We start from the raw sequence: 23,433 nt of genomic DNA, 5'->3' as shown, positions 1-23,433 counted from the left end.
TCAGGTTTCGCCGGCGAAACGTCGCGTCAACCAATCGCCGAGATCGCGGACTTCTTCGGCGCAGACGCTATGCGGCATCGGATAGCTATGCCACTCGACGCCGACGCCCAGGCCCTGCAAGGCATCGCGGCTGCGCAAGCCCAAAGCCTGCGGCACCACCGGGTCCTGCGAACCATGCGCCATGAAGACCGGCGTCTTGCGCCCCGCGGCGGTGCTTTCGTCTTTCGTCGCATTCGCCAAGGGCAGGTAAGTGGACAGGGCGACGACGCCCGCGAGCCCCGCTTCGCGCCGCAAGCCGGCGGCAAGCGCGATCGCGCCACCTTGCGAGAAGCCGGCCAGGATCGTGCGTTCGGCCGGAACGCCGCGATCGCGTTCGCGCGAGATCAGGGCTTCGACTTCGCGGATCGAATCGCGAACGCCGGTTTCGTCGGCGCGCTGGTCGATCTGCAGGCTGACGATGTCGTACCAGGCGCGCATCGGCACGCCGCCATTGATCGTGACGGGGCGAACCTTCGCATGCGGGAAGACGAAGCGGATGCCGGGCCAGCCATCGCGCACCAGTTCGGGAACGATGGGCGCGAAATCGTTGCCGTCGGCGCCCAGCCCGTGCAACCAGACGATGCTCCAGGCCGGGCGCGGCCGGGTTTCGTGTTCGACGGTCTGCAGCATGCGGTTCCTTTCCTGATGTTCGGCGCTGCGCGAGCGAACGCGAGCCGGCACATTCTGGCAGCTTTACGCAATCGGGCACGCCGGGCGGCCGCGATTTCGCGAAAAATATTTTCGCTGGATGCTGGCAAAAACCGCTGGAATCTGTGCCAGCATTTGCTGCGCGAGACAGGTCGAAACATGGGGAAAAACCGCCTGTCGCGCTTCGCCACGGCGCCGGATCGGGCGCCGCCTACCCAGCCGCAGGTCAGTCATGTCGCCACTTCCGCAGGATGAACCGGTTGCCGCCACGAGCGGAGACCTTCCTCCGGCTGCGCCCTGGGCGCAGCGCCTCTTCGGCCAGTTGAACTGGCAGCCGCCGGCCTGGCTCTCCTCCCTGCTGGCGAAGATCCGGCAAAACCCGCGCCTGTATCTGGGCGCACCGGCGCTGGCGCTGCTCCTGGTTGCTGGCGGATGGTGGTGGGCGACGCGTCCGGTCCCGGTGAAGCCCGGCGCGTTGCACGTCAGCCTCAGTGGCCCGGCCCTGACCGATTACACGAAGACGCCGGCCGTCGTGCACGACCTGACGGTCCGCTTTTCGGCCGGTGTCGCGCCGATCAAGGCGATCGGCGGTGCCGCGACAGGCATCACGCTGATGCCGGAGATGCCCGGCGCCTGGACCTGGCGCGACGATCGCACTCTCGTGTTCGTGCCGGCGAAAGACTGGCCCGTGGGCCAGGCCTATGAACTGCGCATCGATCCGAAACTCGCACTGGCGCCGCGCACGGAGCTGCAGCAGGAGGAATTCGAATTCTCGTCGGCGCCGTTCCGCGCGAATGTGCAAGGCAGCGAGTTCTACCAGGACCCGGTCGACCCGGCATTGAAGAAAGGCGTGCTGGAGTTGCGCTTCTCGCATCCGGTCGACGCCGCGCAGCTCGAACGCCGCATCGGTCTGAAGCTGGTCGACGGCGCCGGCACCGCGCAAGCCGCGCCCGGTCATGTCGTCAGCTACGACGAGAACCGGCTGAAGGCCTTCGTGCATTCGCAGCCGCTGACCTTGCCCGACAACGGCGGCACGCTGCGTTTCGACGTCGCGGCCGGCGTGAGCAGCGTGCTCGGCGGCGAAGGCAGCCAGGAGGCATTGACGGCGCAGGTCGGCCTGCCCTCGTTGTACAGCGTGAACGTCGACTCGACCGAGGCCACCCTGGTCGACAACGAACGCTTCGAACCGGAACAGGTGCTGGTGGTCGGCTTCAACAACGCCATGCGCGACGCCGACGTAGCCAAAGCCGTCGGTGCCTGGTTGCTGCCGGCGAAGAACCCGGCCATTCCCGAGAAGGAGCAGCCGGAGATCTACGGCTGGAGCGCCGACGAAATCGACGAGAAGATCCTGGCCAAGTCGCAACGCGTCGCGCTGACGGCCTTGCCTGGCGAGCGTGAGTTCATCGAAACGCACAGCTTCCGCTTCCAGGCCCCGCCGAAACGCATCCTGTACGTTCGCGTGAACAAGGGCCTGAAGGCATTCGGCGGTTTCCTGCTCGGCGCCGACAACCACGCCGTCGCGACCGTACCCGAATATCCGCAGCTGCTTCGCTTCGTCGGCCAGGGCGCCCTGCTTTCGCTGCGCGGCGAGCGACGCGTCAGCATCGTCTCGCGCAACGTGGCGCGCGCGCGCCTGGAAGTTGCGCGCGTGCTTCCGGAACAGTTGCAGCACCTGGTCTTCGACAACCAGGGCGACTACGCTCAGGTGGAACTCGGCGGCATCGAGGCCGACAGTCTCGTCGAACGCATGGAAAAGCGCCTCAGCCTGCCGGTCGAGAATCCGGCCAAGGCGCACTACGAAGGCGTGGACCTGGCGCAGTTCCTCGCGCCGTCGCGACGCGGCGTCTTCCTGCTCAGCCTGCGCACGATGAGCGAGAACGACGAAAAGCGCAGCGCCGAGGAAACCCTCGCCGACGATGCCGGGCAGGAACAGGACAGCCGCCTCGTCGTGCTGACCGATCTCGGCATCATCGCGAAGAAGGCGCTCGACGGTCGTCGCGATGTGTTCGTGCAGTCGCTGGCACAGGGCAGCCCGATCGCAGGCGCGACGGTACGGGTGATCGCCCGCAACGGCGAAACGCTGGCGAGCGCCGGCACCGATGCCGACGGTCGCGCGCAACTGCCTTCGCTGGACGGTTTCCGACGCGAGAAGGCGCCGGTGATGCTGACCGTCGGCAAGGCCGACGACTTTTCCTTCCTGCCGCTGGATGCCAGCGGCCAGACCCTGGACTATTCGCGCTTCGACATCGGCGGCGAACCGAACGACCTGGAAGCCGGCGCGCTCAATGCCTTCCTGTTCTCCGATCGCGGCCTGTATCGCCCCGGCGATACCATCAATCTCGGCATGATCGTGCGCGCGTCCGACTGGAAGCGCTCGCTCGCCGGATTGCCGATGGAGCTGGTGCTGACCAATCCGCTCGGCACCGTCGTGCGGCGCGATGCCTTCAAGCTCGACGAGGCAGGCCTCGCCACCAGCTCGCATGCCACCCAGGACAGCGCGCCCAGCGGCACCTGGCGTGCGAACCTCTACCTGGTCGGCAAGGACGAGGATCGCATTGCCGTCGGCGAAACCACGGTGCAGGTGCGCGAGTTCGCGCCCGACACGATGCGCGTGACCGCCAAACTCTCTGCCGAGGCGCGCAATGGCTGGATCCGGCCGGAAGAGCTGAAAGCCATCGTCGGCGCGGAAAACCTGTTCGGCACGCCGGCACAGCAGCGTCGCGTCGAAGCGACGATGGAACTGCGCCCGGCTTTCGCCAGCTTCCCTGCCTATCCCGGCTACGCCTTCCACGATCCGCAACGCGCCAAGGAAGGCTATAGCGAGTCGTTGACCGATGGCAGCACCGACGCAAACGGCCAGGCGGTCTTCCCGCTCGATCTTTCCCGCTATACGCGCGCGACCTATCAGCTGAACTTCCTCGCCCGCGTGTTCGAGCCCGACAGCGGCCGCAACGTCGCCGCCCAGGTCACCGCCCTGGTGTCGAGCAACGACTATCTGGTCGGCTTCAAGTCGGTGGACGCGCTGGACTACGTCACCCGCAACGCCAAGCGCAGCGTGTCGCTGCTGGCGATCGGTCCGGACGGCAAGCCGCGCAAGGTCGACGGCCTGCGTGCCGTGGTCGTCGAGAAACGCTTCGTCTCGGTACTGACGCGGCAGGAATCCGGCCTGTACCGCTACGTATCGCACGAACGTCGTTATCCGGTGCAGGACAACGCCCTGGCGCTGGGCGCTGCGGCACAAGACTACGCCCTGCAGACCGGCAAGCCGGGCGACTACGTGCTGGAGATCCGCAACGCCGATGGCGAGGTCCTGAACCAGGTCGCCTATTCGGTGGCCGGCGCGGCGAACGTCTCGCGCAGCCTCGACCGCAATGCCGAACTCGCCCTGACCCTGTCGAAGACGGCGTTCAAGCCCGGCGAAACCATCGAAGTCAGCGTGCGTGCGCCTTACACCGGCAGCGGCCTGATCACCATCGAACGCGATCGCGTCTACGCGCAGACCTGGTTCCGCGCCGATACCACCAGTTCGGTGCAGCGCATCCGCGTGCCCGAGGGTTTCGAAGGCAACGGCTACGTGAACGTGCAGTTCCTGCGCGATCCGTCGTCCGACGAGATCTTCATGAGCCCCTTGAGCTACGGCATCGCGCCCTTCGCCGTCGATCGCAGCGCCCGCGTGCAGCCACTGGCCATCTCGGCACCGAAGGTCGCCAAGCCCGGCGCCCCGATCCCGCTGGAAATCACCACGCAGGGCAAGGCGCGCGTGCTGGTGTTCGCGGTGGACGAAGGCATCCTGCAGGTCGCGCATTATCGCGTCGGCGATCCGCTGGACTATTTCTTCCGCAAGAAGATGCTGCAGGTCGATACCAGCCAGATCCTCGACCTGTTGCTGCCGGAGTTCAGTCGCGTCGCCGCGCTGTCGGCGCCGGGCGGCGACGAAGGCAGCGGCCTGGCCAAGCACCTGAACCCGTTCAAGCGGCGATCGGAGAAACCCGCCGTCTGGTGGTCGGGCGTCGTCGACGTGGACGGTAGTCGCAAGCTCAGTTTCCGCCTGCCCGATCATTTCAACGGCCAGGTGCGCCTGACCGCAGTGGCGGTCACGCCCGAACGCGTCGGCCTGGCCGAGTCGCAGATGCTGCTGCGTGGCGACTTCGTGTTGACACCGACCGTGCCCACGCATGTTGCGCCGGGCGACGAATTCGATATCCCGGTCGGCGTCGCCAATACCATCGACGGCGCGAAACAGCCGGCGACGGTGGCGGTGAGCCTGCAGCTGCCGGCGGCGTTGAGCCTGGTCGGAACCGCGCCGAAGCCGGTGTCGATCGCGCCCGGCGGCGAAGCGAGCGTTCGTTTCCGCGTCCGCGCCGGCGCCGCCCTCGGCGCCGTGCCGGTGGTGGCGCGCGCGCAATCGGGCAAGTACGTCGCGTCGCGTCGCATCGAACTCTCGTTGCGCCCCGCAAGCATCGCGCGCCACGACCTGCGGGTCGGTCGCGCGGACAAGCAGCGCGTGCTGGACGACCTCAGGCCGATGTACGAACAAAGATCGACGCGCAGACTGTCGGCTTCGGTCTCGCCCCTGGTCGCGGTGGACGGACTGAGTTCGTACCTGCTCGACTATCCGCACTACTGCACCGAGCAGGTGCTCAGCGAGGCGATTCCGGGCCTCGTCTATGCCTCGCATCCGGAACTGGGCAAGATCCGTAGCGCAACGGGCGCCGGCGGAAGCAATGTGATCGACGTGCTGAGATCGCGCCAGAACAGCGAAGGCGGATTGGGCACCTGGTCGGCGACGCCGCAGGCCGATGCTTTCGTGAGCTCCTATGCGGCGCTCTACCTGCTGGAAGCACGCGAGCGCGGTCAGTCCGTGCCGGACGATCTGCTGCGCTCGTTGAATCGCTACCTCGAAACGATGGCGGCGGACCCGTCGAAGAACGATCTCGCCAGTCTTCGCCAGCGCGCCTTCGCGGTTTACCTGCTCGTGCGCCAGGGCCGGACCGCCAGCAACCTGCTCGGCGCGGTGCATGAACAGCTAAAGCGCGACCAGCCCAAGACCTGGCGCGACGATACGGCGGCCTTGCTGCTCGCGGCGAGCTACCAGCAGCTGCAACAGGACAAGCCGGCGCGCGAACTGGCTTCGCGCGCGCTCACGCGCGCCAATGGCGTCTCGCCGAAAGGCGCATCGACTTATGCGGCGTATTACGACGGCGGCATCGAACAGGCCTGGACGATCTATCTGCTGAACCGGCATTTCCCGACGCTGGCCAAACAACTGAAACCGTCGGCGCTCGACCGCCTGCTCGATCCCTTGCGCAACGACAGCTATAACACGCTGTCGTCCGCTCTGTCGGTACTCGCGTTCGACGCCTATGCCTCGGCCAACGTCGGCACGGCGCGTCCGCAGCTGTTGGCCGCCGGCAAGGACGGCAAGCAGCGTCGCATCGGCCAGGAGGTCGGCATCGTTTCGCGCGGCGCGTTCACCGGCGCCGATCGCCGACTATGGGTCGTACCGGCGGACAAGACGCCCGCCTGGTTCTTGCTCGAACAGGCGGGCTTCGATCGTGCGCTGCCGAAAACGCCGCAGTCGGAGGGCCTGGAAATCAGTCGCGACTATCTCGACGATGCCGGCAAGCCGATCGTCTCGCTGACGCTCGGGCAGGAGGCGACGGTGCGCCTGCGCGTGCGCGCGATCGGCAGCGAGTGGCGTAGCGACATCGCCATCGTCGACCTGCTGCCCGGTGGTTTCGAGGCCGTGATGCAGGCGCCGCCGTCCACCGACGACGCCTCGTACGACGAAGAAGGCGGAGGCGATGCCGCACCGGCGATACCGGCCCTGGCCCTGCCGGGCTCGACCTTCGTGCCGACGCATCTGGAGCCGCGCGAGGATCGTGTCGTGCTGTACGGCGGGGCCAGCGCGCAGGTGCAGGAATTCCGCTATCGCATCCGCGCCAACAACGCCGGGCGATTCGTGGTGCCGCCGATCCAGGCCGAATCCATGTACGAACGCACCGTGCGCGCCCAGGGCGGGCCGGCAGGCGAGCTGCAGGTGACTGCGCCGACGCCATGAAGCTTCTCGCAGGATTGCGCCGCCGGGCTTGGGACTGGCGGCGCTGGCTGTTGCTGGCGGCATTGCTTGCCCTGGCGCTGATCGTCGTGCGTTGGTGGCCTCGACCACCGCTCGCGCAATCGGTTCCGCAGTCGCTGGCCGTCGTCGATCGCGAAGGCCGCTTGTTGCGGCTGACCCTGGCCTCGGACCAGCGCTATCGCTTGTGGACGCCGATCGAATCGATGTCGCCGACCTTCGTCGACGCCGTGCTGCTGCACGAGGATGCCTGGTTCTATCGCCATCCCGGCGTCAACCCGATCAGTCTGGTACGCGGCGCCTGGTCGACCTACGGCAGTGGCGAGGCCCGCGTCGGTGGCTCGACCATCACGATGCAGCTGGCGCGACTGCACTGGGATTTGAACACGCGCACGCCCATGGGGAAGGTCGAGCAGATCCTGCGCGCATTGCAGCTCGAGGCCTGCTACGGCAAACGCGACATCCTCGAGGCCTATCTCAATTTCGCGCCCTATGGCGGCAACATCGAAGGCGTCGGCGCCGCCAGCCGCATCTATTTCCGCAAGCCGGCCGATGCCCTGACCTTGCCGGAAGCGCTGACGCTCGCCGTGCTGCCGCAGGCGCCGGCGCGGCGCGGCCGACTGCGCGCCGATGCCACCGGCGTGAGTTACACCGGCCTCGGCCTGGAAGCCGCGCGCACGCGGTTGTACGCGAGATGGCGCCAGGCGCATACGCCCGATTCGGCCGAAGATGCGCTGATGGCGATGCCGCTGCGCCTGCGTTCCCCGCGCGAATTGCCGTTCGCCGCACCGCACTACGTCGAACGCGTGCTGGCGCAGCGCGCACTGCATCCCGATCCGGGCCCAACCCTGCACACGACGCTTGACCTGCGCCTGCAAACCCTGTTGCAGGAACGCGTCGGCCGACACCTGCGCAGCGAACGCGTGCGCGGCCTGCGCAACGCCGCCGCGATGCTGGTCGATACGCGCGACATGAGCGTGCGCGCCCTGGTCGGTTCGGCGGACTATTTCGATGCCGGCATCCACGGTCAGGTGAACGCCTCGCCGGCGAAACGTTCGCCCGGCTCTACGCTGAAGCCGTTCATCTATGCGCTGGCGCTCGACCAGGGCGTGCTGCATCCCGCCACTGTGCTGCGCGATGTGCCGACGGCATTCGGCCCCTACACGCCGGAGAACTTCGACGGGCGCTTCCTGGGCCCGGTGACCGCCGGCGATGCGCTGGTACGCAGCCGCAACATTCCTGCCGTGACCGTCGCCTCGCAACTGACGCAGCCCAGCTTCTACGAGTTCCTGCGCCGCGCCGGCGTCGGCCCTCTGGCCAGCGAAAAACACTACGGCCTCGCCCTCGTGCTCGGCGGCGGCGAAGTCAGCATGGAAGAACTGTCGCGGCTCTACGCGATGCTGGGCAACGACGGGCGGTTGCGCTCCCTGCGCTGGCGCCAGGACGATCCGGAAGAAAGCGGCGTCGCACTGCTCAGCCCGGAAGCGGCCTTCATCACGCGCGACATGCTGCAGAAGAATCCGCGGCCCGACGCCGGCGCGTTCGCGACGACGGCTTCGCCGCCGATCGCCTGGAAGACCGGCACGTCCTGGGGCTTCCGCGATGCGTGGAGCGCAGGGGTCGTGGGTCCGTATGTGCTCGTGGTCTGGATGGGCAATTTCGACGGCTCCGGCAATCCGGCGCTGGTTGGCGTGGACGCGGCGGCGCCACTATTCTTTTCCATCGTCGACGGGCTGCGCGCCGCGCATGTTCGACTGGGCGAACCGCCACGACAGTGGCCGCTGAACCTCAAGCGCGTAGAAGTCTGTCGTGCGACCGGCGACCTGCCCAACCGCTGGTGCCCGCAACGCGGCGAGACCTGGTTCATTCCCGGCAAATCGCCGATCCGCGTCAGCACCGTGCACCGCGCCGTCGCGATCGACAACGCGACCGGTCGCGTGGCCTGCGGACACTTCGATCCGATGCGCATGCACATGCAGGTCTTCGAATACTGGCCGTCGGATCTCGCGCAGGTCTTCGCGCAAGCCGGCATGCCGCGGCGAAAGCCGCCGTCAGGAGACGACTGCGATGCGGCGCAAAGCTGGCAGGGCAAACCACCCGCGATCACTTCACCGCTGCGCGCGACGCGGTACAGCCTGCGCCTGTCGCATCCCGAGCAATCCGAGCTGAGCCTGTCCGCGACCGTCGACGCCGACGTCGCCCGCCTGTACTGGTTCGCCGGCGAAATTTTTCTCGGCAGTGTCCGCAGCGATGAACCCCTGCGCTGGGTGCCACCACGCGCCGGCCGTTATCGCCTGGCCGTCATCGACGATCGCGGCAGGCAGGACGAGCGCGAGATCGACGTCGAGCTGGCGCAGTAGGAACGCTCAGCGTTCCGTTTCGCGTTTGGGATAGGCGATAATGATCACCAGGTCCTCGTCGCCGAGCTGGCGCAGCGCATGGCTGTCCCCGTCGCGCGTCAGGATGGCGTCGCCCGGACCGACTTCGCGCGTTTTTCCTGCAGCGTCAGTTCGCCGCGTCCGCTCAGCACGTAGTAGACCTCGTCCTTGTCGTTGACGTGCAGGCCGATCGTCGCGCCCTTGTGCAAGGCGCGCTTGCGGAACACGAAGCGCAGGTCCTCGGCCTGGGCGAAGAACGGATAAGCGGTGGTCGTTCCCTCGCCTTCGTGCGGCCCCGGCTGCTCGACGGCGATGTCGCGTTCGTTCTCGACGAAGGAATCGCGCGTAGGCGCAGCGAAAGCGACCGGCATCGAAAGCAGGGCGCCGATCAATACACGGGACAGCATGCGCATGGACGATCCTCCGAGACTTCGGTTGCGCCTTCAGCGCGCCAGCCAGCCGCCATCGACCGGCAGCACCGCACCGTGCACGTAGTCGGATGCGGAGGAGGCCAGGAATACCGCGGCGCCGGCCAGATCGGCCGGCGTGCCCCAACGCCCCGCGGGAATGCGCTCGAGGATCGAACGATTGCGATCGGCGTCGGCGCGCAGCGGCGCGGTATTGTCGGTGGCCATGTAACCGGGCGCGATCGCGTTGACGTTGACGCCGCGCGCAGCCCATTCGTTGGCCAACAGGCGGGTGATGCCGGCGAGTCCGGACTTGCTCGCCGTGTAGGACGGCACGCGGATGCCGCCCTGGAAGGACAGCATCGAGGCGATGTTGATGATCTTGCCGCTACCACGCGCGACCATGTGCCGGCCGGCCGCCTGCGCCAGGAAGAAGGCGGATTTCAGGTTGACGTCCATTACGGCGTCCCAGTCCTGTTCGCTGAAGTCCAATGCATCGGTGCGACGGATGATGCCGGCGTTGTTGACCAGGATATCGAGCTGGCCGAATTCGGCGAGCGCACGCTCGACGATACCGGCGATCGGCGCGACGCTGCCCAGATCGGCCTGGATATGAAGGAAGCGACGCCCGACGCGATGCACGGTATCCGCAGTGGACGTGGCATCGGAAACGCCGACGGCGACGATGTCGGCGCCGGCCTGCGCCAGCGCCAGCGCCAGACCCTGCCCCAGACCGCCGCTGGCGCCGGTGACCAGGGCGACGCGGCCGCTGAGGTCGAATGCTTGCAGTTGCATGGGCGGGTCCTTTGCGGGCTGTGCGTTCGTCACTTCAGCTGGCAGATGTCGAGCTGGTTCATGTCGGTGTAATCGAGGTTCTCGCCGCCCATCGCCCAGATGAAGCAGTAGTTCTTCGTGCCCGAACCCATGTGGATGGACCAGGGCGGCGAGACCACCGCTTCTTCGTTGGCGATGACCAGGTGCCGCGTGTCGGCCGGATCGCCCATGAAATGCATGACGCGCTGGTCGCCCAGGTCGAAATAGAAATAGATCTCGCTGCGGCGGTCGTGCAGGTGCGGCGGCATCGTGTTCCAGACGCTGCCCGGCTTGAGCACGGTCAGCCCGAGCAACAGCTGGCAGGAGCGGCACGTCGCCGGCACGATGTACTGGTAGATCGTGCGCTCGTTCGAGGTTTCCAGCGCGCCGCGCTCCAGGGGCACGGCTTGCGCGATCGAGATGTGTTTCGTCTCGAAACGCGCATGCGCCGGCGTCGAAGCGAGGTAGAAACGGGCAGGCGTGCCCGCATCCTCGGACGCGAACACCACTTCGACGCTTCCCATCGGCACATACAGGCCGTCCTTGGGTTGCAGGACATGACGCTCGCCATCGACCGTCACCGAACCCGCGCCGGCGCCGACGTTGACGATGCCGAGCTCGCGGCGCTCCAGGAAGGGCTTGTCCTTCGCCGATGCCGGCTCGGTCTGCGCCGGCAACGAAACGGACCGGTGCACGGGCGCCGCGCCACCGATGACGAAGCGTTCGTTATGCGAGTAGTTCAGGCGAACGGCCTCCGCCACGAACAGATCGGATACCAGGTAGCGATCGCGCAGTTGCTGGTTGCTGGCGCCGGCCATCATGTCCGGGTGCGTCGCGTGGTAGGTCTTGCAGTACATCTCCACTATCTCCTTGCGGCCGGTGCGGGCGCCGGCGTTTCAGTTCCAGATCAGGAATGCGGCGGCTGGCAGGAATCGCGCACGACCAGGTGCGGCGAAACCGAGATGCCGGCCTGCGCCTGCGGCGAGGACTTCGGCCAGTGCTCGGCCAGCAGCATCGCGGCCGCCTGTCGCCCCAGATCGCGCACCGGCAACTGGATGGTCGTCAGCGCGGGCCAGAGCTGCGAAGCGAGCGGGCTGTCGTCGTAACCGATGACGGACAGGTCGCCCGGCACCGACAGGCCCATGCGCAGGGCCGCCTTGTAGACGCCGGCGGCCATTTCGTCGTTGCAAGCGAAGATCGCCGTCGGCCGCGGATGTTTGGTCAACAGGTGTTCGGCGCCGGCCACGCCGGATTCGAAGGTGTAACCGCCTTCATACACGAGCTCCGGGCTGAGCTCGACGCCACGCCGCGCCAGTGCATCGATGAAACCGCCACCGCGTTCGATGGAAGAGCGGTAGCGCTTCGGGCCGGTGATCAGCGCGATGCGGCGATGCCCGAGGGACTCGAGATAGTCGGCGGCTTCGGTGCCGGCATGACGGTCGTGCGTCAGCACCATGCTCGCGTGCTCGTCCAGCGGTACCGAGGCGATGCGCACGTAGCGGCAACCGATCTCGCGCAGCGCTTCGGCCAGGGCCTGGTCCTCGGACACGCGCGGCACCAGGATCACACCGTAGAGTTTCTGCAGCTGGGCGAAACGACGGATGCCGTCGATGTAGTTCTCGCTCTTCGAATCGCAGGGATGCACCACCAGCTCGAAGCCCGAACCGCGCAGCGCATCGAGCACGCCGTACTGCAGGTTGACGATGTACTGCGCCGTCGGATTGTCGAACACGAGCCCGATCAGGAACGATCGGCGAAAAGCCAGGCCGCGCGCCTGCGGGTCGGGGACGTAGCCGACGTTCTGCATCAGCGCCAGCACCTTCTCGCGCGTGTCGGGCCGTACCAGGGGCGATTCGTTCAGCACGCGCGACACCGTCTTCTTCGACACGCCGGCGAGCCGGGCGATGTCGCCGATGGTGTTCTTGCCGTTGGCGCCGCTGCCGACGACGGGCGCGTCCCTGGCAGGCTTTGGCGTGGGCGGGGTGGTCTTGTTTTCTTTTTTCATGGTGGCCCGATTCTAGCCGCCCTGAACGGGGCCGGTCCGCCATGGAGCCGCGCCTGCGTCTTCGCCACGGCTCGCCACGCGTACGTCATTTCATCGCTGCCGGCAGGTAGAGCGACAGCCCCGGCACGAAAGCGACGAGCATCAGCACGACCAGCGCCGCCAACCAGAACGGCCAGATGCTGCGCAGGCTCTGGCCGATGCTGATGCCGCCGATCGCAGTGCCGACGAACAACACGGAGCCGACCGGCGGCGTCACCAGCCCGATGCCGCCGGTCAGGATCAGGACGACGCCGAAATGCAGCGGGTCGATGCCATAGGCCCGCGCCACCGGCAGGAAAATCGGCGTGCAGATCAGGATCATCGGGGCCAGATCCATGAACGTTCCCAGCAGGAGCAGGATCAGCACGATCAGCATCAGCACGCTGGTCGGCTGATGCGCGATGGATTGCAGCAGTTCCACCGCCGCAGCCGGCACCTGAAGGTAAGCCAGCAACCAACCGAAAGCGGAGGCCGCCGCGATCACGAACAGGATCGCGCCGGTCGTGCCGGCGGCACCGGTGACGGCTTCGGCGAATTCGTGCCAATGCAGGCGCCGGTAGACGAAGACGGTGATCAGCAAGGCATAGACCACGGCCATCGCCGCGCTCTCCACCGCAGTGAAGATGCCGGCGCGGATGCCGAAGAAGATCAATCCGACCAGACCCAGTCCGGGCAGGGCCGAAACCAGGCGCAGACCGACCGCCTGCCAGCCCGGAAAGGCTTCGGTGCCGTAACCGCGTCGTCGCGCGACAAGATAGCCGGTGATCATCAGGGCCAGCGTCATCAGCAATGCCGGCACCACGCCGGCGGCGAACAGATCGGCGATGGAAATCCCGCCGCCTGCCGCCGCCGAGAAGAGGATCAGGTTGTGCGAGGGTGGCACCAGCAGGGCGACCAGCGCGGCCATGATGCTGACGTTGACGGCGTAGTCGCGGTCGTAGCCGCGTTTGATCATCTGCGGGATCATCGCGCCGCCGACCGCCGAGACATCGGCGATCGCCGAGCCGGACACGCCGCCGAAGAACAGCGACGACAGGATGCTGACCTGGCCCAGCCCGCCGCGCAGTCGACCGACCAGGGCGCCGGCGAGTCCGATCAGGCGCTCCGAGATGCCGCCGCGCATCATCAATTCGCCGGCGAAGATGAAGAGCGGTATCGCGATCAGGGAGGCGGTGCTCGTGCCGGCCGCCATCTGCTGCACCAGCACCAGGGCGGGCAGGTCGAGATAGCAGAGCGCGGCCAGCGCCGCCAAGGCCAGCGAGAACGCCACTGGCACGCCGATCAACAACAGCAGGACGAAGACACCGAACAATACGGCGATGGCCATTTCAGTTCGCCTCCGCAGCCGGTCGGCGCAGCAGCTGCGAAAGGCGATGCAGGCTGAACGCCAGCATCAACAACCCGCCCAGCGACAGCGGCCACAGGGTCGTTCCCTGTGGCCAGGGCGCGCCGGCCGCGCGCACGTCCATGTTCGCCAGGGCCAGCACGGCACCATCGTAGGCGAGCAGGCCGCCGACGCCGGCGATCGCCAGTTGCGTCGCGAACTGCATCGCGCGTTTCGCGGTCGGGCCCATCGCATCGGCAAGCAGGTGGAAACTGAAGTGCCGCTGGCGGTGCACGCCCGAGGCGGCCGCGAGGCTCAGGCAGGTGCTGAGCAGGAGCAGCGTCGCCGGTTCGGTCCAACTCGGCGAGTCGTTGAGCACGTAGCGCGCGAAAACCTGCCAGCCTTGCACGAGGACCAGGCCAAGCAAGGCCAGCGCGGCGATGCCGAGCGCAACGTTCGCAAGACGGTCCATCGAACCGGCGGGCATCGTATCGGTGGAATTCGGTGACGACATCGTTGTCCTCAGGCCAGGTCGCGGATACGGCGATGCAAGACCGCCAACGCGGGGTCGCGCAGGTAGTCCCGCAGCAGGGGTTGCGCGGCGGCCACGAAGCTCGCCGTATCGGAAGCATTGCGGTGCACGCCGCTGGCGTCGATCGCTGCGCGCGCGGCGGCTTCCGACGCATCCCAGGCCTCGCGCATGACGGCCACCGAGCGCCGCGCGGTGTCGCGCACCAGCTGTTGCTGGTCACGGGTCAAAGCCTCGAAACTTCCCTGCGACATCAGCAGGACATCGGGCGCGTAGGAGTGCTCCGTCTGCGACCAGTACGGCGCCGCTTCGAAATGCCGGCTCGAATGGAAGCTTCGGATGTTGTTCTCGGCACCGTCGATCAGGCGCGTCTCCAGCGCCGAATACACCTCGCCGAACGCCAGCGGCGTCGGATTGGCGCCGAGATCGCGCAACAGCCGGATGAAGATGTCGGAAGGCGGCACGCGCAGCTTCAGGCCGCGCAGGTCCGCGGGCGTTTGCAACGGCCGACGCGTGTTGTAGAAGCAGCGCGCACCGCTGTCATAGATGGCCAAGCCGACCAGACCGCGCGCCTCGAATCCGCGCAGCACCGCATCGCCCACTTCGCCATCGAGCGCGCGGCGCAGATGCACCACCGAGTCGAAGACATAGGGCAGGCACAAGGCCTGCGTCAGCGGGAAGGCGTTGTTCAGACCGCCGGTATAGACGCGCGTGATGTCGATCGCGCCGAAGCGCGCCATGTCGATCGAATCCGATTCGCGACCCAGCTGACCGGAGGGGTATTGCCGGATCGAAAGAGCCCCCCGTGTTTCCTTCGCCAGCACTTCGCCGATCCATTGCACGGCGCGCACCGTCGGGTAGTCCTTCGGGTGCACGTCGGTCGCGGTCAACACGCGCCGACCCGACAGCGCCCCGGCAGCGCGCGGCAGCAGGGCCGACGCAGCGGCGGCCACGGCGGCGGCAATGAATTCGCGACGGCGCATCAACGCGTCATCCCGGCGGGAGACGCCGCGATCGCGCGGCACCGCAGTTCGCCGAAACCTTCGAACACCACGCGCCCGCGCTGTCCGGGCAGGATGTCGTGGATGCCGGTCGCAGCGCCGGTCGTCACCAGCATGCCGGCGCGCAACGGTATGCCGCGTCGTGCGCAGCGGCGCAGGGCGAAGGCCAGGGCTTCGCCCAGTCCGCCCGGCACGGACGCCGCCGTCCCGGTGCCGACAAGTTGGTCGTCGACATAGGTCGCGCAGCGCATTCCGTCCTCCTGCCGTTCGCGCCAGCCGGGAATTTCCGGCCCCAGCACAACGCCGGCATTGTTGCCGAAATCGGAAACCACGACGGTCGGCCCCAACTCGTTGATCGTCGCCAACGGGCTACCGGCCATCTCGATGCCGAAGTGCAACGCGGCGACGAGCGCGAGAGCCTCTTGCGATGTCCACTCCAGTTTTCCGTCCGGCGCATCGACCGCGAGGCGGAAGACGAACTCGGCTTCCACCGCGGCGAAGCCGCCATCGAACACCGGCACATCGACGCTGTCTCCCGATCGCAACGGCCAGACGGAGCGCGCGAATATCGGGCCAACGAGTCGATCGTCGCCGGAGGCGTCGCGGCGCGAAGGCGCGATGAACCCCACTTTCCAACCGACAAGCTGGTCGGGCCAATGGTCGATGGCCCAATCCTGGATGCGGTAGGCCGCTTCGAGATCGGCCGGCAATACGCCACCGGGAAATTCATCGAGCGCCCGCGCCTGCTCGCGCGCCCGACCGAATGCGCTGGCGACGAACTTGGGGGAAGGCGCGGAACCGGACGGGGTTGGACTCACGAGGAACTCCCGGCCGTCAGGCCAGCTGGAACCCGTCGGGCACTAGGCACCGACGGGTCAGGATTGATATAGAGGAAACCGGTGTCATTTACAACTTCCCCGCCGATCGATGGCGTCGAGAACACGGCCATCGCGGCATCCCTCAGGATCAAGGCATGGAAACCATCCGTTACCGACCCATTGGCCCGAAGGCGCACGTCGTTACCCGTTGGCTGTGGCGATGCGCGAAGAGCGCGTTGCTGTTCGCTGCGCTGGCGAGCGTCGGAACCGCCGGCGAAACTTCCGCGCCGCTGGCGTTCCCCGGCGCGCAGGGCTGGGCCGCGCACACGCCCGGTGGTCGCGGCGGCAAGATCCTTCGCGTCACCACGCTGGCGGCCGAGGGACCGGGCTCGTTCGCCGAAGCCATCGCCACGTCCGGGCCACGCATCGTCGTGTTCGAAGTGGGCGGCGTCATCGACCTCGGCATGAAGGAACTGCGCATCACCGAGCCCTACCTGACGATCGCCGGACAAACCGCGCCGCAGCCCGGCGTCAACATCATCAAGGGCGGCCTGACGATCGCCACGCACGATGTGGTGGTGCGACACGTGCGCATCCGCCCCGGCGATGGGGGCCGACCGAAATGGTCGGGCGACATCGATGCCATCACCACGGTCCGCGGCGCCCGCGACGTCATCGTCGATCATTGCTCGCTGACCTGGGCGACCGACGAGAACCTGTCCGCCTCGAGCACGCGTTTTTTCGGCGAGGGCGAACAGCAGTGGATGGAGGCCGCCTCGCGTCGCATCACCTACAGCAACAACATCATCGCCGAAGGCCTGGCTTTCGCCACGCACGCCAAGGGCGAACATTCGAAGGGCTCGTTGATCCACGACCACGTCAACGACATCCTGATCGTCGGCAACCTCTATGCGCACAACTACGAGCGCAATCCCTTGTTCAAGGGCGGCGCGCGCGGACAGGTGCTCAACAACCTGATCTACGACCCGGGCCAGCGCAGCGTGCACTACAACCTGATCGCCGAGGAATGGCTGGGCCATCCGTATTCGCGCGGACAGCTGGTGGCGCGCGGCAACGTCATGCGTGCCGGCATCTCCACCGAGGACGTCGCCTTCTTCAGCATGGGTGGTTCCGGCGACCTCGACCTGTACCTGGAGGACAACCTCGCGGTCGACCGCCTCGGCAATGCCTTGCCGCAGCGCGGCAGCTACACCACCGCACCGGTCAGGATCGACATCGCGACCAAAGCGCCCGCCCTGCCCTTCGGCGTGCGCCTGCTGCCTTCGCGCGAAGTCCAGGATGCGGTGGTCGCCAACGCCGGCGCGCGCCCTTGGGATCGCGACGACGTCGATCGCCGCATCCTGGCCGATACCATCGAAGGACGCGGCCGCATCATCGATAGCCAGGATCAGGTCGGCGGCTATCCCAAACAGGCGGAAACGCGCCAGGCCTTCGTGCCGGCCGACTGGGACTTGGCGACGATGGAACCGCTGAAGCCGTTGCCGCGACGCGAGCCGCTGCGCTGAAGAATTCGGGCGGCCTGCTCTCATGCGGCCTCCCGCCAATCGCCGAGCACGACCTCGCGACGGAATTCCGCCGCCTGCGCCGGGCTGAGCCAGCGCCGGTTCGGCGAACGCGCGGCGCCGGGTCCGCGGCTGCCGTATTCGTACAGACGTGCGTGTTCCGGTGACAGATCGATGCGCTCGCCGCTACGACTGCGATAGCGCATCGCATCCCAACCCTGGGCTCGATCGATATGCGCATCCATCCAGCAATCGAGGAAGACCGCCTGCCCAGTGGCCTGCGGATCGCCGTAGCGGCCATCGGCGAAATCGCGCGTCGGGCGCCAGGCACGCCCGAGGGCCACGCTGTTGGCCGGCATCCCGGCATCGGCCCGCAATCGGCAGCGATCGAAAACCAAACCGGCTGCTTGCGAAATCGGCGTGCTGGGAGCGACCAGCCATCCTTGCCGCGCCTGCGCCGGGCGATGGCGCGAACGTAGTTCGCATTGCTCGAACCAGGCGCAGCCGGCGCCGAAGATGAAGTCCACGCTGCCGGCGACCAGGCAGTGCCGCAACAGGCAACGACCGGCGTCCGGGTAGAACGTATCCTGGTGCGAAAGCAGCGCGACATCCCGCAACAGGCAACGGTCGCTGTTTCCGGCTAGTCGCAACGCGACGGCCTGCGCGCCGTCCTGCGCCGCTCCGGCGGCGAGCGCCGTCGCGTAGTCGAAGTCGTTGTGGATGCCCAGGCGATAGGCGTGGAATCCTGGCGCAACGACCGTCACCGTCGCGCTGGCGGCCGTACCCAGCGTGGAACCGTCTTCGCGACGATCACCCGCGGATGCGCCGAATGCGATGACGCTGGCATCGCGCCCGGAGCCGATCAGGTGGATGTTCGGTTTGTCGATGCGAACCTGCCCGCGCCACAGGCCCGGTGCGATGGCGATGCGATACGGTCGCGAGGCATCGCCTGGCGCCGCACGCAGAGCCGACGACAGCGAAGCATGACCGCCCGGGCCGACGTACGCGTCGGCCATGGTCGCCGCCGCGCGCACCTTCGTCGCGCCGACGGCTACGGCCAGCCCGGCCATGATCAGGAAATCTCTGCGCTGCATAAGGCGTCGGGGCGAACGTCGTCCGGCGGCATGGCCGCCGGACGAACGCGAGCCGTCGCGATCAGAACTTGTAGCGGAAGCCGACGAGGAACTCGCGGCCGGTGTGGTGGTAAACCGACGACCGGTCGCCTTCCGAGTCCACCCACTGGTCGTTGTATTCGTCGGTCAGGTTGAGCGCTTCGACGCTGACCTCGAAATGCTCGTTGAACTTCCAGGACGCCGAGGCATCGACCGTGAACGTCCCTTTCGTTCCCTCGACATCGTTGTTGTTGCGACCAGGCACCGTCGTCAAATAGTCGTCGCGATAGGCGCCGGATACGCGGGCAGAGAAGTGCTCGCCCTGATAGTAGAGGGTGGCGTTGTAGGCGTTCTTCGACAATCCGGTCAGATCGGTGCGCAGCGAGTTCAACCCGGTCGATGTCACGTACTGGATCTGCGAGTCGACGTACGTGTAGTTGAGCTGCACGCCGAAGTTCTTCCACAGGCCCGGCAGGAAAGTGAAGGGCTGCTGGTAGATGACCTCGAAACCCTTGAGCTTTCCGCCCGGCGTGTTCACCGGGATGTTGAACTGGAAATCGTCGGTCGGCAGGGCGCCGGTGCCGACGAGCAGTTCATCCGGCAGGCCGGAGGTGTTGTAGGCGCGCGTTTCGCGCGAGGTCTGCACGAAGGTCTTGATGTCCTTGTAGAACAAGCCGAGGGACAGCAGCGATTCCTTGGCGAAGTACCACTCGAAGTTCAGGTCCACCGTGGTGGCGCGGAACGGATCGAGCAGCGGATTGCCGCCGGTCACGACGCGGTTGCCGCCGCTGACGCTGACGGTTACGCCCGGCGTCAGGTTGCCGAGGCCGGGTCGCGCCATCACCTTGCCGGCGCCGAACCGGATCAGGAAGTCCGGCGTCACTTCGGCGACGATGTTGAACGAGGGCAGCAGGTCGCTGTAGTCGCGTTCGACCGTCGTCAGCACCGGCGTGGTGCCGATGATCGCGTAACCGGTCGACTCCTGTTCCGTGCGCACGTGGCGCAGGCCGAAGTTTCCGGAAATCGGCACCGAGCCCCAGTCGGTCTGGAAATTCAGTTGCAGATAGAAGCCGAGGTCGCGTTCGGTCACGCCTCGATTGTTGCCGCGCGCGCTCGCGACTTCCTGAGTGACGGCGAAGGTGCCGCTATTGCTGTAGATGTCGAAGAGCTGGGCGAACGCATCGATGTCGGGGATGACCCAGCCGCCGTCGTTGCCGGCGACCGACGTGCCGTTGAGCTCCATCCACTCGTAGAGGTCGGCGACGGTGGTGCCCGGCGGCAAGGCCGGCACCGCGGTTTCCGAGGCCCGGCGCCATTCGCGCGAGACGAACTCGTACTTCTTCTTCTGCACGCCGCCGCGCAGCGAGAACGTCTCGTTGAGCTGCCAGTCGAAGTCGAGCTGGAGGACGTCGTAGGTGTTGTCCACCGCCTGCGGGCGCAGGCGGATTTCCGATGCGCCGTTGGCGAAGGTCCACTGGTTGGGATCGGTGACGTCGAAGCCGTTGTAGATGGCCGGCAATCGGTCGTTGTAGCGGTAGTCGTAGGTATAGCCCTGGACGTTCAAACGGTCGAAGGTGATCGTCGTCTGGATCGGGTTGTCGAATTCGGATTTCGAGTGGCCGATCATGCCGCTGAGGCTGAAGTTCTCGCTGAAGTCATGCTTGGCGTCGAGCGAGAACTGGGTAAGGGTCGTGCTCAGTTCGTCGTAGCGCGCTTCGCTGCGCACGTCGACGTTGTTGAAGCGGCCATAGACCAGGTTGCCGTTGGCATCGATCTCGCCGTCGACGACGACGGTCTGGGGCTTGCCGGTGCCGGTGCGGCTGAACGAAACCGCTTCGAGGAAGTTCTCCGTGCGCTTGGCGTCGAAGTCCGCATACATCGCGTCGAAATTGATGATCGTGTCGTCGGACGGCGCGAACTGCAGCGCGGCCGTGATGCCGAGGCGCTGCTGCTCGTGCTCGAGCACGCCGTAGCGCGGAATGCGCGGGTGGAACACGTCGGCGCTGCGCGCGGCGGCGTAGGGCGAGGCCGCGGAGAATCCGCCGCTGCTGGTGCCGTTGTCCCAACGCACCGTGCTATGGCCCTCTTCGATCAGGCTGCGATCGGTGTACGCGACCGACAGCAGGGCGCCGAACCTCTTGTCGGCCCAGGTGTTGCTGATGAGCATCGAGCCGCGCGGACTGGTGCCGCCGGCCAGGTCGTTGTGGCTGAGCTGCCCGCCCGCCGCGAAAGTGAAGCCATCGAAGTCGAAGGGGCGGGCCGTGCGCATGTCGACCGTCGCGCCGAGCGAACCTTCCTCGGTATCGGCCGACGAAGTCTTCCGCACCTGCAGGTTGTTGAACAGTTCCGAGGCGAAAACGTTGAAATCGAAACCGCGGCCGCGGTTGGCGCCGCCGGAGCTGTCGGTGCCGCCGGTGGTCGTCAACGCTTCCATGCCGTTGATGCGCACGCGGGTGAATTGCGAGTCGAGGCCTCGCACGGAGATGTTGCGTCCCTCGCCTGCGTCGCGGGTGATCGATACGCCTGGTACGCGCTGCAGCGATTCGGCCAGGTTCAGGTCGGGGAAGTCGGCGATGTCTTCGGCGACGATGGCGTCGACGACGCCGACCGATTCGCGCTTGATGTCGAGCGCGCGTTCCAGGCTGCCGCGGAAACCGACGACTTCGACGCCGTCCAGGTCCTTGACGTCCTTCTTCTTCGCTTCGGCGTCCTGTTCCTCTTTCGTCGCCGGCGCAGAGTCCGGCGCGGCGTCCTGCGCCAGGGCGATACCCGGGCCCGCATACAACGCAACGACGATCGCCGAGCTGAGTACGGCATGCAGCGGCGCCTGCTGGCGACGTTGGGTCGACTTCATGTTGGTCCCCTCCCAGGGTAGTTTGGCCGATCTCGAGGTCGGCTCAGTTGAATTTTGACACCGGTATCATTTACAACTTGTCCGCCGCTGACACCGGTGGTCAAAAGAGCCTAGCAAAACATTCGGCGATCTGCGACAACTAGCCGCCGACCCCCGAAACCCCGGCCCCCTGGGCCGCCAGCCGAGGAAAACCATGCCCAGCCGGATCGTCTGTTTCGGGGAAGTGCTGCTCCGCCTGGGGGCCCCGGGGCGCCAGATGCTGCTCCAGTCCCCTGCATTCGAGGTCCATGTCGGAGGCGCGGAGGCCAATGTGGCCGTGTCCCTGGCCCATTTCGGCCATGAAGCCGCCCAGGTCGGCGTTCTGCCGGACAACCCCCTCGGCGCCGCGGCAGCCGGCGAATTGCGCCGACATGGCGTGGATACCCGCGCGCTGCGCAGTCGGCCGGGGCGCATGGGCCTGTACTTCCTGGTCCCGGGCGCTATCCATCGCCCGAGCGAAGTGCTGTACGACCGCGCCGGCTCGGCCTTCGCTGTCGCCGAACCATCGGACTACGACTGGCCCAGCCTGTTGGCCGGCGCCGATTGGCTGCACCTGTCCGGGGTCACGCCGGCCCTGGGTCAGCGCGCCGCCGACGCCGCGATCGCCGCCGCGACAGCCGCGCGAGCCGCCGGCGTGAAAGTCTCCTTCGACGGCAACTACCGCACCAAGTTGTGGGACGCGTGGAAAGGCGATGCGCCAGGCCTGCTGCGCAGGATCATCGACAACGCCGATATCCTGTTCGCGGACCATCGCGATATCGCGGTCGTGCTCGGCAAGGAATTCGCGCAGGCCGATAGCGAGTCGCGTGTCGATGCCGCCGCCGCTGCGGCGTTCGAAGCATTCCCGCGACTCGGCCGCCTCGCCACGACGCTGCGTACGCAGCACAGCGTCGACCACCATGCGCTGTCGGCCCGTATGCTGTCGCGCGATGGTCAGACGCACCAGACCGGCTCGCACGAGATCTCGCCGATCGTCGATCGCATCGGCGCCGGCGATTCCTTCGCCGCCGGCGTCCTGCATGGCCTCATCTCCGGACAGTCGGACGAGGATGCGTTGCGCTTCGGACTCGCCGCCTCTTGCCTGAAGCACTCGCTGCCCGGAGACTTCAACCTGCTCGGCGTCGAAGACGTCCGCGCCTTCGTCAAACAGGGGCGTTTCGATGTGCGCCGTTGATTCGTCGATCCGCGCGCTGCTGCGCGCCGCGCCCGTCGTCCCGGTCTATACGCCGGGCAACACCGAAGAAGCGGTGCGCGTCGCCCAGTGCCTGGTGCGCGGCGGCCTTCCCATCATCGAAGTGACCTTGCGCAATGCGCGTGCGATCGACGCGGCGCGCGCGGTCGTGGAATGGGTGCCCGAGGCCATCGTCGCCGTCGGCACGGTGCTGCACGCGCGCCAACTCGAACAGGCGAGGCAACTCGGCGTGCATTTCGCCGTGTCGCCAGGTCTCGATCCGCGTCTGCTCGACTGCGCGCGCGAGATCGGCCTGCCCTATCTTCCGGGCATCGCGACGCCGTCGGAACTGATGCAGGGCATACGCGCCGGCGTCGACACCTTCAAGTTCTTTCCGGCCGAGCAGGCTGGCGGCGCGGCGATGCTGGCCTCGTTCGCCGGACCGTTCCCCGACGCGCGCTTCTGCCCGACCGGCGGCATTACGGCCGCCAGCGCCCCGCACTATCTGCGATTGCCGAACGTGCTCTGCGTCGGAGGCTCCTGGGTCTTGCCAGCGGGCGCGCTGAGCGGCCACGACTGGAGCGCTATCGAAACGTTGGCCCGACAGGCGACCGCCCTGCGTAGCTGAGGCGCGCGTTATCCTCTGCGGGGTCCCGC

Annotated in this window: 16 protein-coding genes and 1 pseudogene; 6 read left to right on the top strand and 11 right to left on the bottom strand. The window is 67.0% G+C overall.

Annotated features, from left to right (window positions below):
- Nucleotides 1-669 carry an alpha/beta hydrolase gene (locus tag QM707_RS15110; RefSeq protein ID WP_415002705.1) on the bottom strand — a complete coding sequence of 223 codons (669 nt, stop codon included), beginning with the start codon at nt 667-669 and terminating at the stop codon, nt 1-3.
- Between QM707_RS15110 and QM707_RS15105 the strand changes: the two genes are divergently transcribed.
- From QM707_RS15105 to pbpC, 3 genes are read left to right on the top strand one after another with little or no spacing between them, the layout of a single operon-like run.
- The gene (locus QM707_RS15105) at nt 649-942 is read left to right on the top strand and encodes a hypothetical protein (protein ID WP_415002704.1); all 294 of its coding nucleotides are present in this window, start codon (nt 649-651) and stop codon (nt 940-942) included. The genes QM707_RS15110 and QM707_RS15105 overlap by 21 nt on opposite strands.
- A complete protein-coding gene (locus QM707_RS15100; protein ID WP_415002703.1) occupies nt 920-6,748 on the top strand; it encodes an alpha-2-macroglobulin family protein in 5,829 nt (1,942 codons plus the stop codon). Before QM707_RS15105 ends, QM707_RS15100 begins: the two co-directional genes overlap by 23 nt.
- A complete protein-coding gene (gene pbpC, locus QM707_RS15095; protein ID WP_415002702.1) occupies nt 6,745-9,123 on the top strand; it encodes a penicillin-binding protein 1C in 2,379 nt (792 codons plus the stop codon). Before QM707_RS15100 ends, pbpC begins: the two co-directional genes overlap by 4 nt.
- A 6-nt stretch (nt 9,124-9,129) precedes the next feature.
- On the opposite strand, the pseudogene QM707_RS15090 reads toward pbpC, so the two are convergent.
- The 8 genes and pseudogenes from QM707_RS15090 to QM707_RS15055 form a co-directional block, all read right to left on the bottom strand.
- Nucleotides 9,130-9,497: pseudogene (locus QM707_RS15090) on the bottom strand (cupin domain-containing protein); the annotation flags it as partial.
- 87 nt (nt 9,498-9,584) lie between these two features.
- Entirely contained in the window at nt 9,585-10,343 is a 759-nt protein-coding gene (gene kduD / locus QM707_RS15085; protein ID WP_415002701.1) for a 2-dehydro-3-deoxy-D-gluconate 5-dehydrogenase KduD, read from the bottom strand.
- Between the two features lie 29 nt (nt 10,344-10,372).
- Nucleotides 10,373-11,224: a 5-dehydro-4-deoxy-D-glucuronate isomerase gene (gene kduI, locus QM707_RS15080; protein WP_415002700.1), complete on the bottom strand. Its 852-nt coding sequence runs from the start codon at nt 11,222-11,224 to the stop codon at nt 10,373-10,375.
- A gap of 44 nt (nt 11,225-11,268) precedes the next feature.
- Nucleotides 11,269-12,366: a LacI family DNA-binding transcriptional regulator gene (locus tag QM707_RS15075; RefSeq protein WP_415002699.1), complete on the bottom strand. Its 1,098-nt coding sequence runs from the start codon at nt 12,364-12,366 to the stop codon at nt 11,269-11,271.
- 85 nt (nt 12,367-12,451) lie between these two features.
- Nucleotides 12,452-13,732: a TRAP transporter large permease gene (locus QM707_RS15070; RefSeq protein WP_415002698.1), complete on the bottom strand. Its 1,281-nt coding sequence runs from the start codon at nt 13,730-13,732 to the stop codon at nt 12,452-12,454.
- A gap of 1 nt (nt 13,733) precedes the next feature.
- Entirely contained in the window at nt 13,734-14,243 is a 510-nt protein-coding gene (locus QM707_RS15065; RefSeq protein ID WP_415002697.1) for a TRAP transporter small permease, read from the bottom strand.
- 8 nt (nt 14,244-14,251) lie between these two features.
- Nucleotides 14,252-15,244: a TRAP transporter substrate-binding protein gene (locus QM707_RS15060; protein WP_415002696.1), complete on the bottom strand. Its 993-nt coding sequence runs from the start codon at nt 15,242-15,244 to the stop codon at nt 14,252-14,254.
- Nucleotides 15,241-16,077, bottom strand: coding sequence for a 2-keto-4-pentenoate hydratase (locus QM707_RS15055; protein ID WP_415002695.1), 837 nt, complete (start codon nt 16,075-16,077; stop codon nt 15,241-15,243). Before QM707_RS15055 ends, QM707_RS15060 begins: the two co-directional genes overlap by 4 nt.
- Nucleotides 16,078-16,232: 155 nt before the next feature.
- Here QM707_RS15055 and QM707_RS15050 point away from each other — a divergent pair, with 155 nt between their 5' ends.
- Nucleotides 16,233-17,603: a pectate lyase family protein gene (locus tag QM707_RS15050; protein WP_415002694.1), complete on the top strand. Its 1,371-nt coding sequence runs from the start codon at nt 16,233-16,235 to the stop codon at nt 17,601-17,603.
- A gap of 20 nt (nt 17,604-17,623) precedes the next feature.
- Here QM707_RS15050 and QM707_RS15045 read toward each other — a convergent pair whose 3' ends face one another.
- Entirely contained in the window at nt 17,624-18,694 is a 1,071-nt protein-coding gene (locus QM707_RS15045) for a pectinesterase family protein (RefSeq protein WP_415002693.1), read from the bottom strand.
- A gap of 61 nt (nt 18,695-18,755) precedes the next feature.
- Nucleotides 18,756-21,566, bottom strand: a complete 2,811-nt coding sequence (locus QM707_RS15040) for a TonB-dependent receptor (protein WP_415002692.1) — start codon at nt 21,564-21,566, stop codon at nt 18,756-18,758.
- Between the two features lie 193 nt (nt 21,567-21,759).
- Between QM707_RS15040 and QM707_RS15035 the strand changes: the two genes are divergently transcribed.
- Nucleotides 21,760-22,779: a PfkB family carbohydrate kinase gene (locus QM707_RS15035; RefSeq protein WP_415002691.1), complete on the top strand. Its 1,020-nt coding sequence runs from the start codon at nt 21,760-21,762 to the stop codon at nt 22,777-22,779.
- Nucleotides 22,766-23,404 (top strand): bifunctional 4-hydroxy-2-oxoglutarate aldolase/2-dehydro-3-deoxy-phosphogluconate aldolase, encoded by a 639-nt coding sequence (gene eda, locus QM707_RS15030; RefSeq protein WP_415002690.1) that lies wholly within the window; start codon nt 22,766-22,768, stop codon nt 23,402-23,404. Before QM707_RS15035 ends, eda begins: the two co-directional genes overlap by 14 nt.
- Nucleotides 23,405-23,433: the final 29 nt, after the last annotated feature.

This window comes from Arenimonas sp. (genome assembly GCF_047602345.1).
Taxonomy (GTDB): domain Bacteria; phylum Pseudomonadota; class Gammaproteobacteria; order Xanthomonadales; family Xanthomonadaceae; genus Arenimonas.
The sequence above is the reverse complement of the archived record's forward strand: the minus strand, read 5'-3'. Positions and strand labels throughout refer to the sequence as shown.

Bases quoted from the DNA above. Each gene is read 5' to 3' on its own strand.
- QM707_RS15110 (WP_415002705.1), bottom strand. From the start codon at position 669: ATGCTGCAGACCGTCGAACACGAAACCCGGCCGCGCCCGGCCTGGAGC.
- QM707_RS15100 (WP_415002703.1), top strand. From the start codon at position 920: ATGTCGCCACTTCCGCAGGATGAACCGGTTGCCGCCACGAGCGGAGAC.
- pbpC (WP_415002702.1), top strand. From the start codon at position 6,745: ATGAAGCTTCTCGCAGGATTGCGCCGCCGGGCTTGGGACTGGCGGCGC.
- kduD (WP_415002701.1), bottom strand. From the start codon at position 10,343: ATGCAACTGCAAGCATTCGACCTCAGCGGCCGCGTCGCCCTGGTCACC.
- QM707_RS15075 (WP_415002699.1), bottom strand. From the start codon at position 12,366: ATGAAAAAAGAAAACAAGACCACCCCGCCCACGCCAAAGCCTGCCAGG.
- QM707_RS15070 (WP_415002698.1), bottom strand. From the start codon at position 13,732: ATGGCCATCGCCGTATTGTTCGGTGTCTTCGTCCTGCTGTTGTTGATC.
- QM707_RS15065 (WP_415002697.1), bottom strand. From the start codon at position 14,243: ATGTCGTCACCGAATTCCACCGATACGATGCCCGCCGGTTCGATGGAC.
- QM707_RS15050 (WP_415002694.1), top strand. From the start codon at position 16,233: ATGGAAACCATCCGTTACCGACCCATTGGCCCGAAGGCGCACGTCGTT.
- QM707_RS15045 (WP_415002693.1), bottom strand. From the start codon at position 18,694: ATGCAGCGCAGAGATTTCCTGATCATGGCCGGGCTGGCCGTAGCCGTC.
- QM707_RS15040 (WP_415002692.1), bottom strand. From the start codon at position 21,566: ATGAAGTCGACCCAACGTCGCCAGCAGGCGCCGCTGCATGCCGTACTC.
- QM707_RS15035 (WP_415002691.1), top strand. From the start codon at position 21,760: ATGCCCAGCCGGATCGTCTGTTTCGGGGAAGTGCTGCTCCGCCTGGGG.
- eda (WP_415002690.1), top strand. From the start codon at position 22,766: ATGTGCGCCGTTGATTCGTCGATCCGCGCGCTGCTGCGCGCCGCGCCC.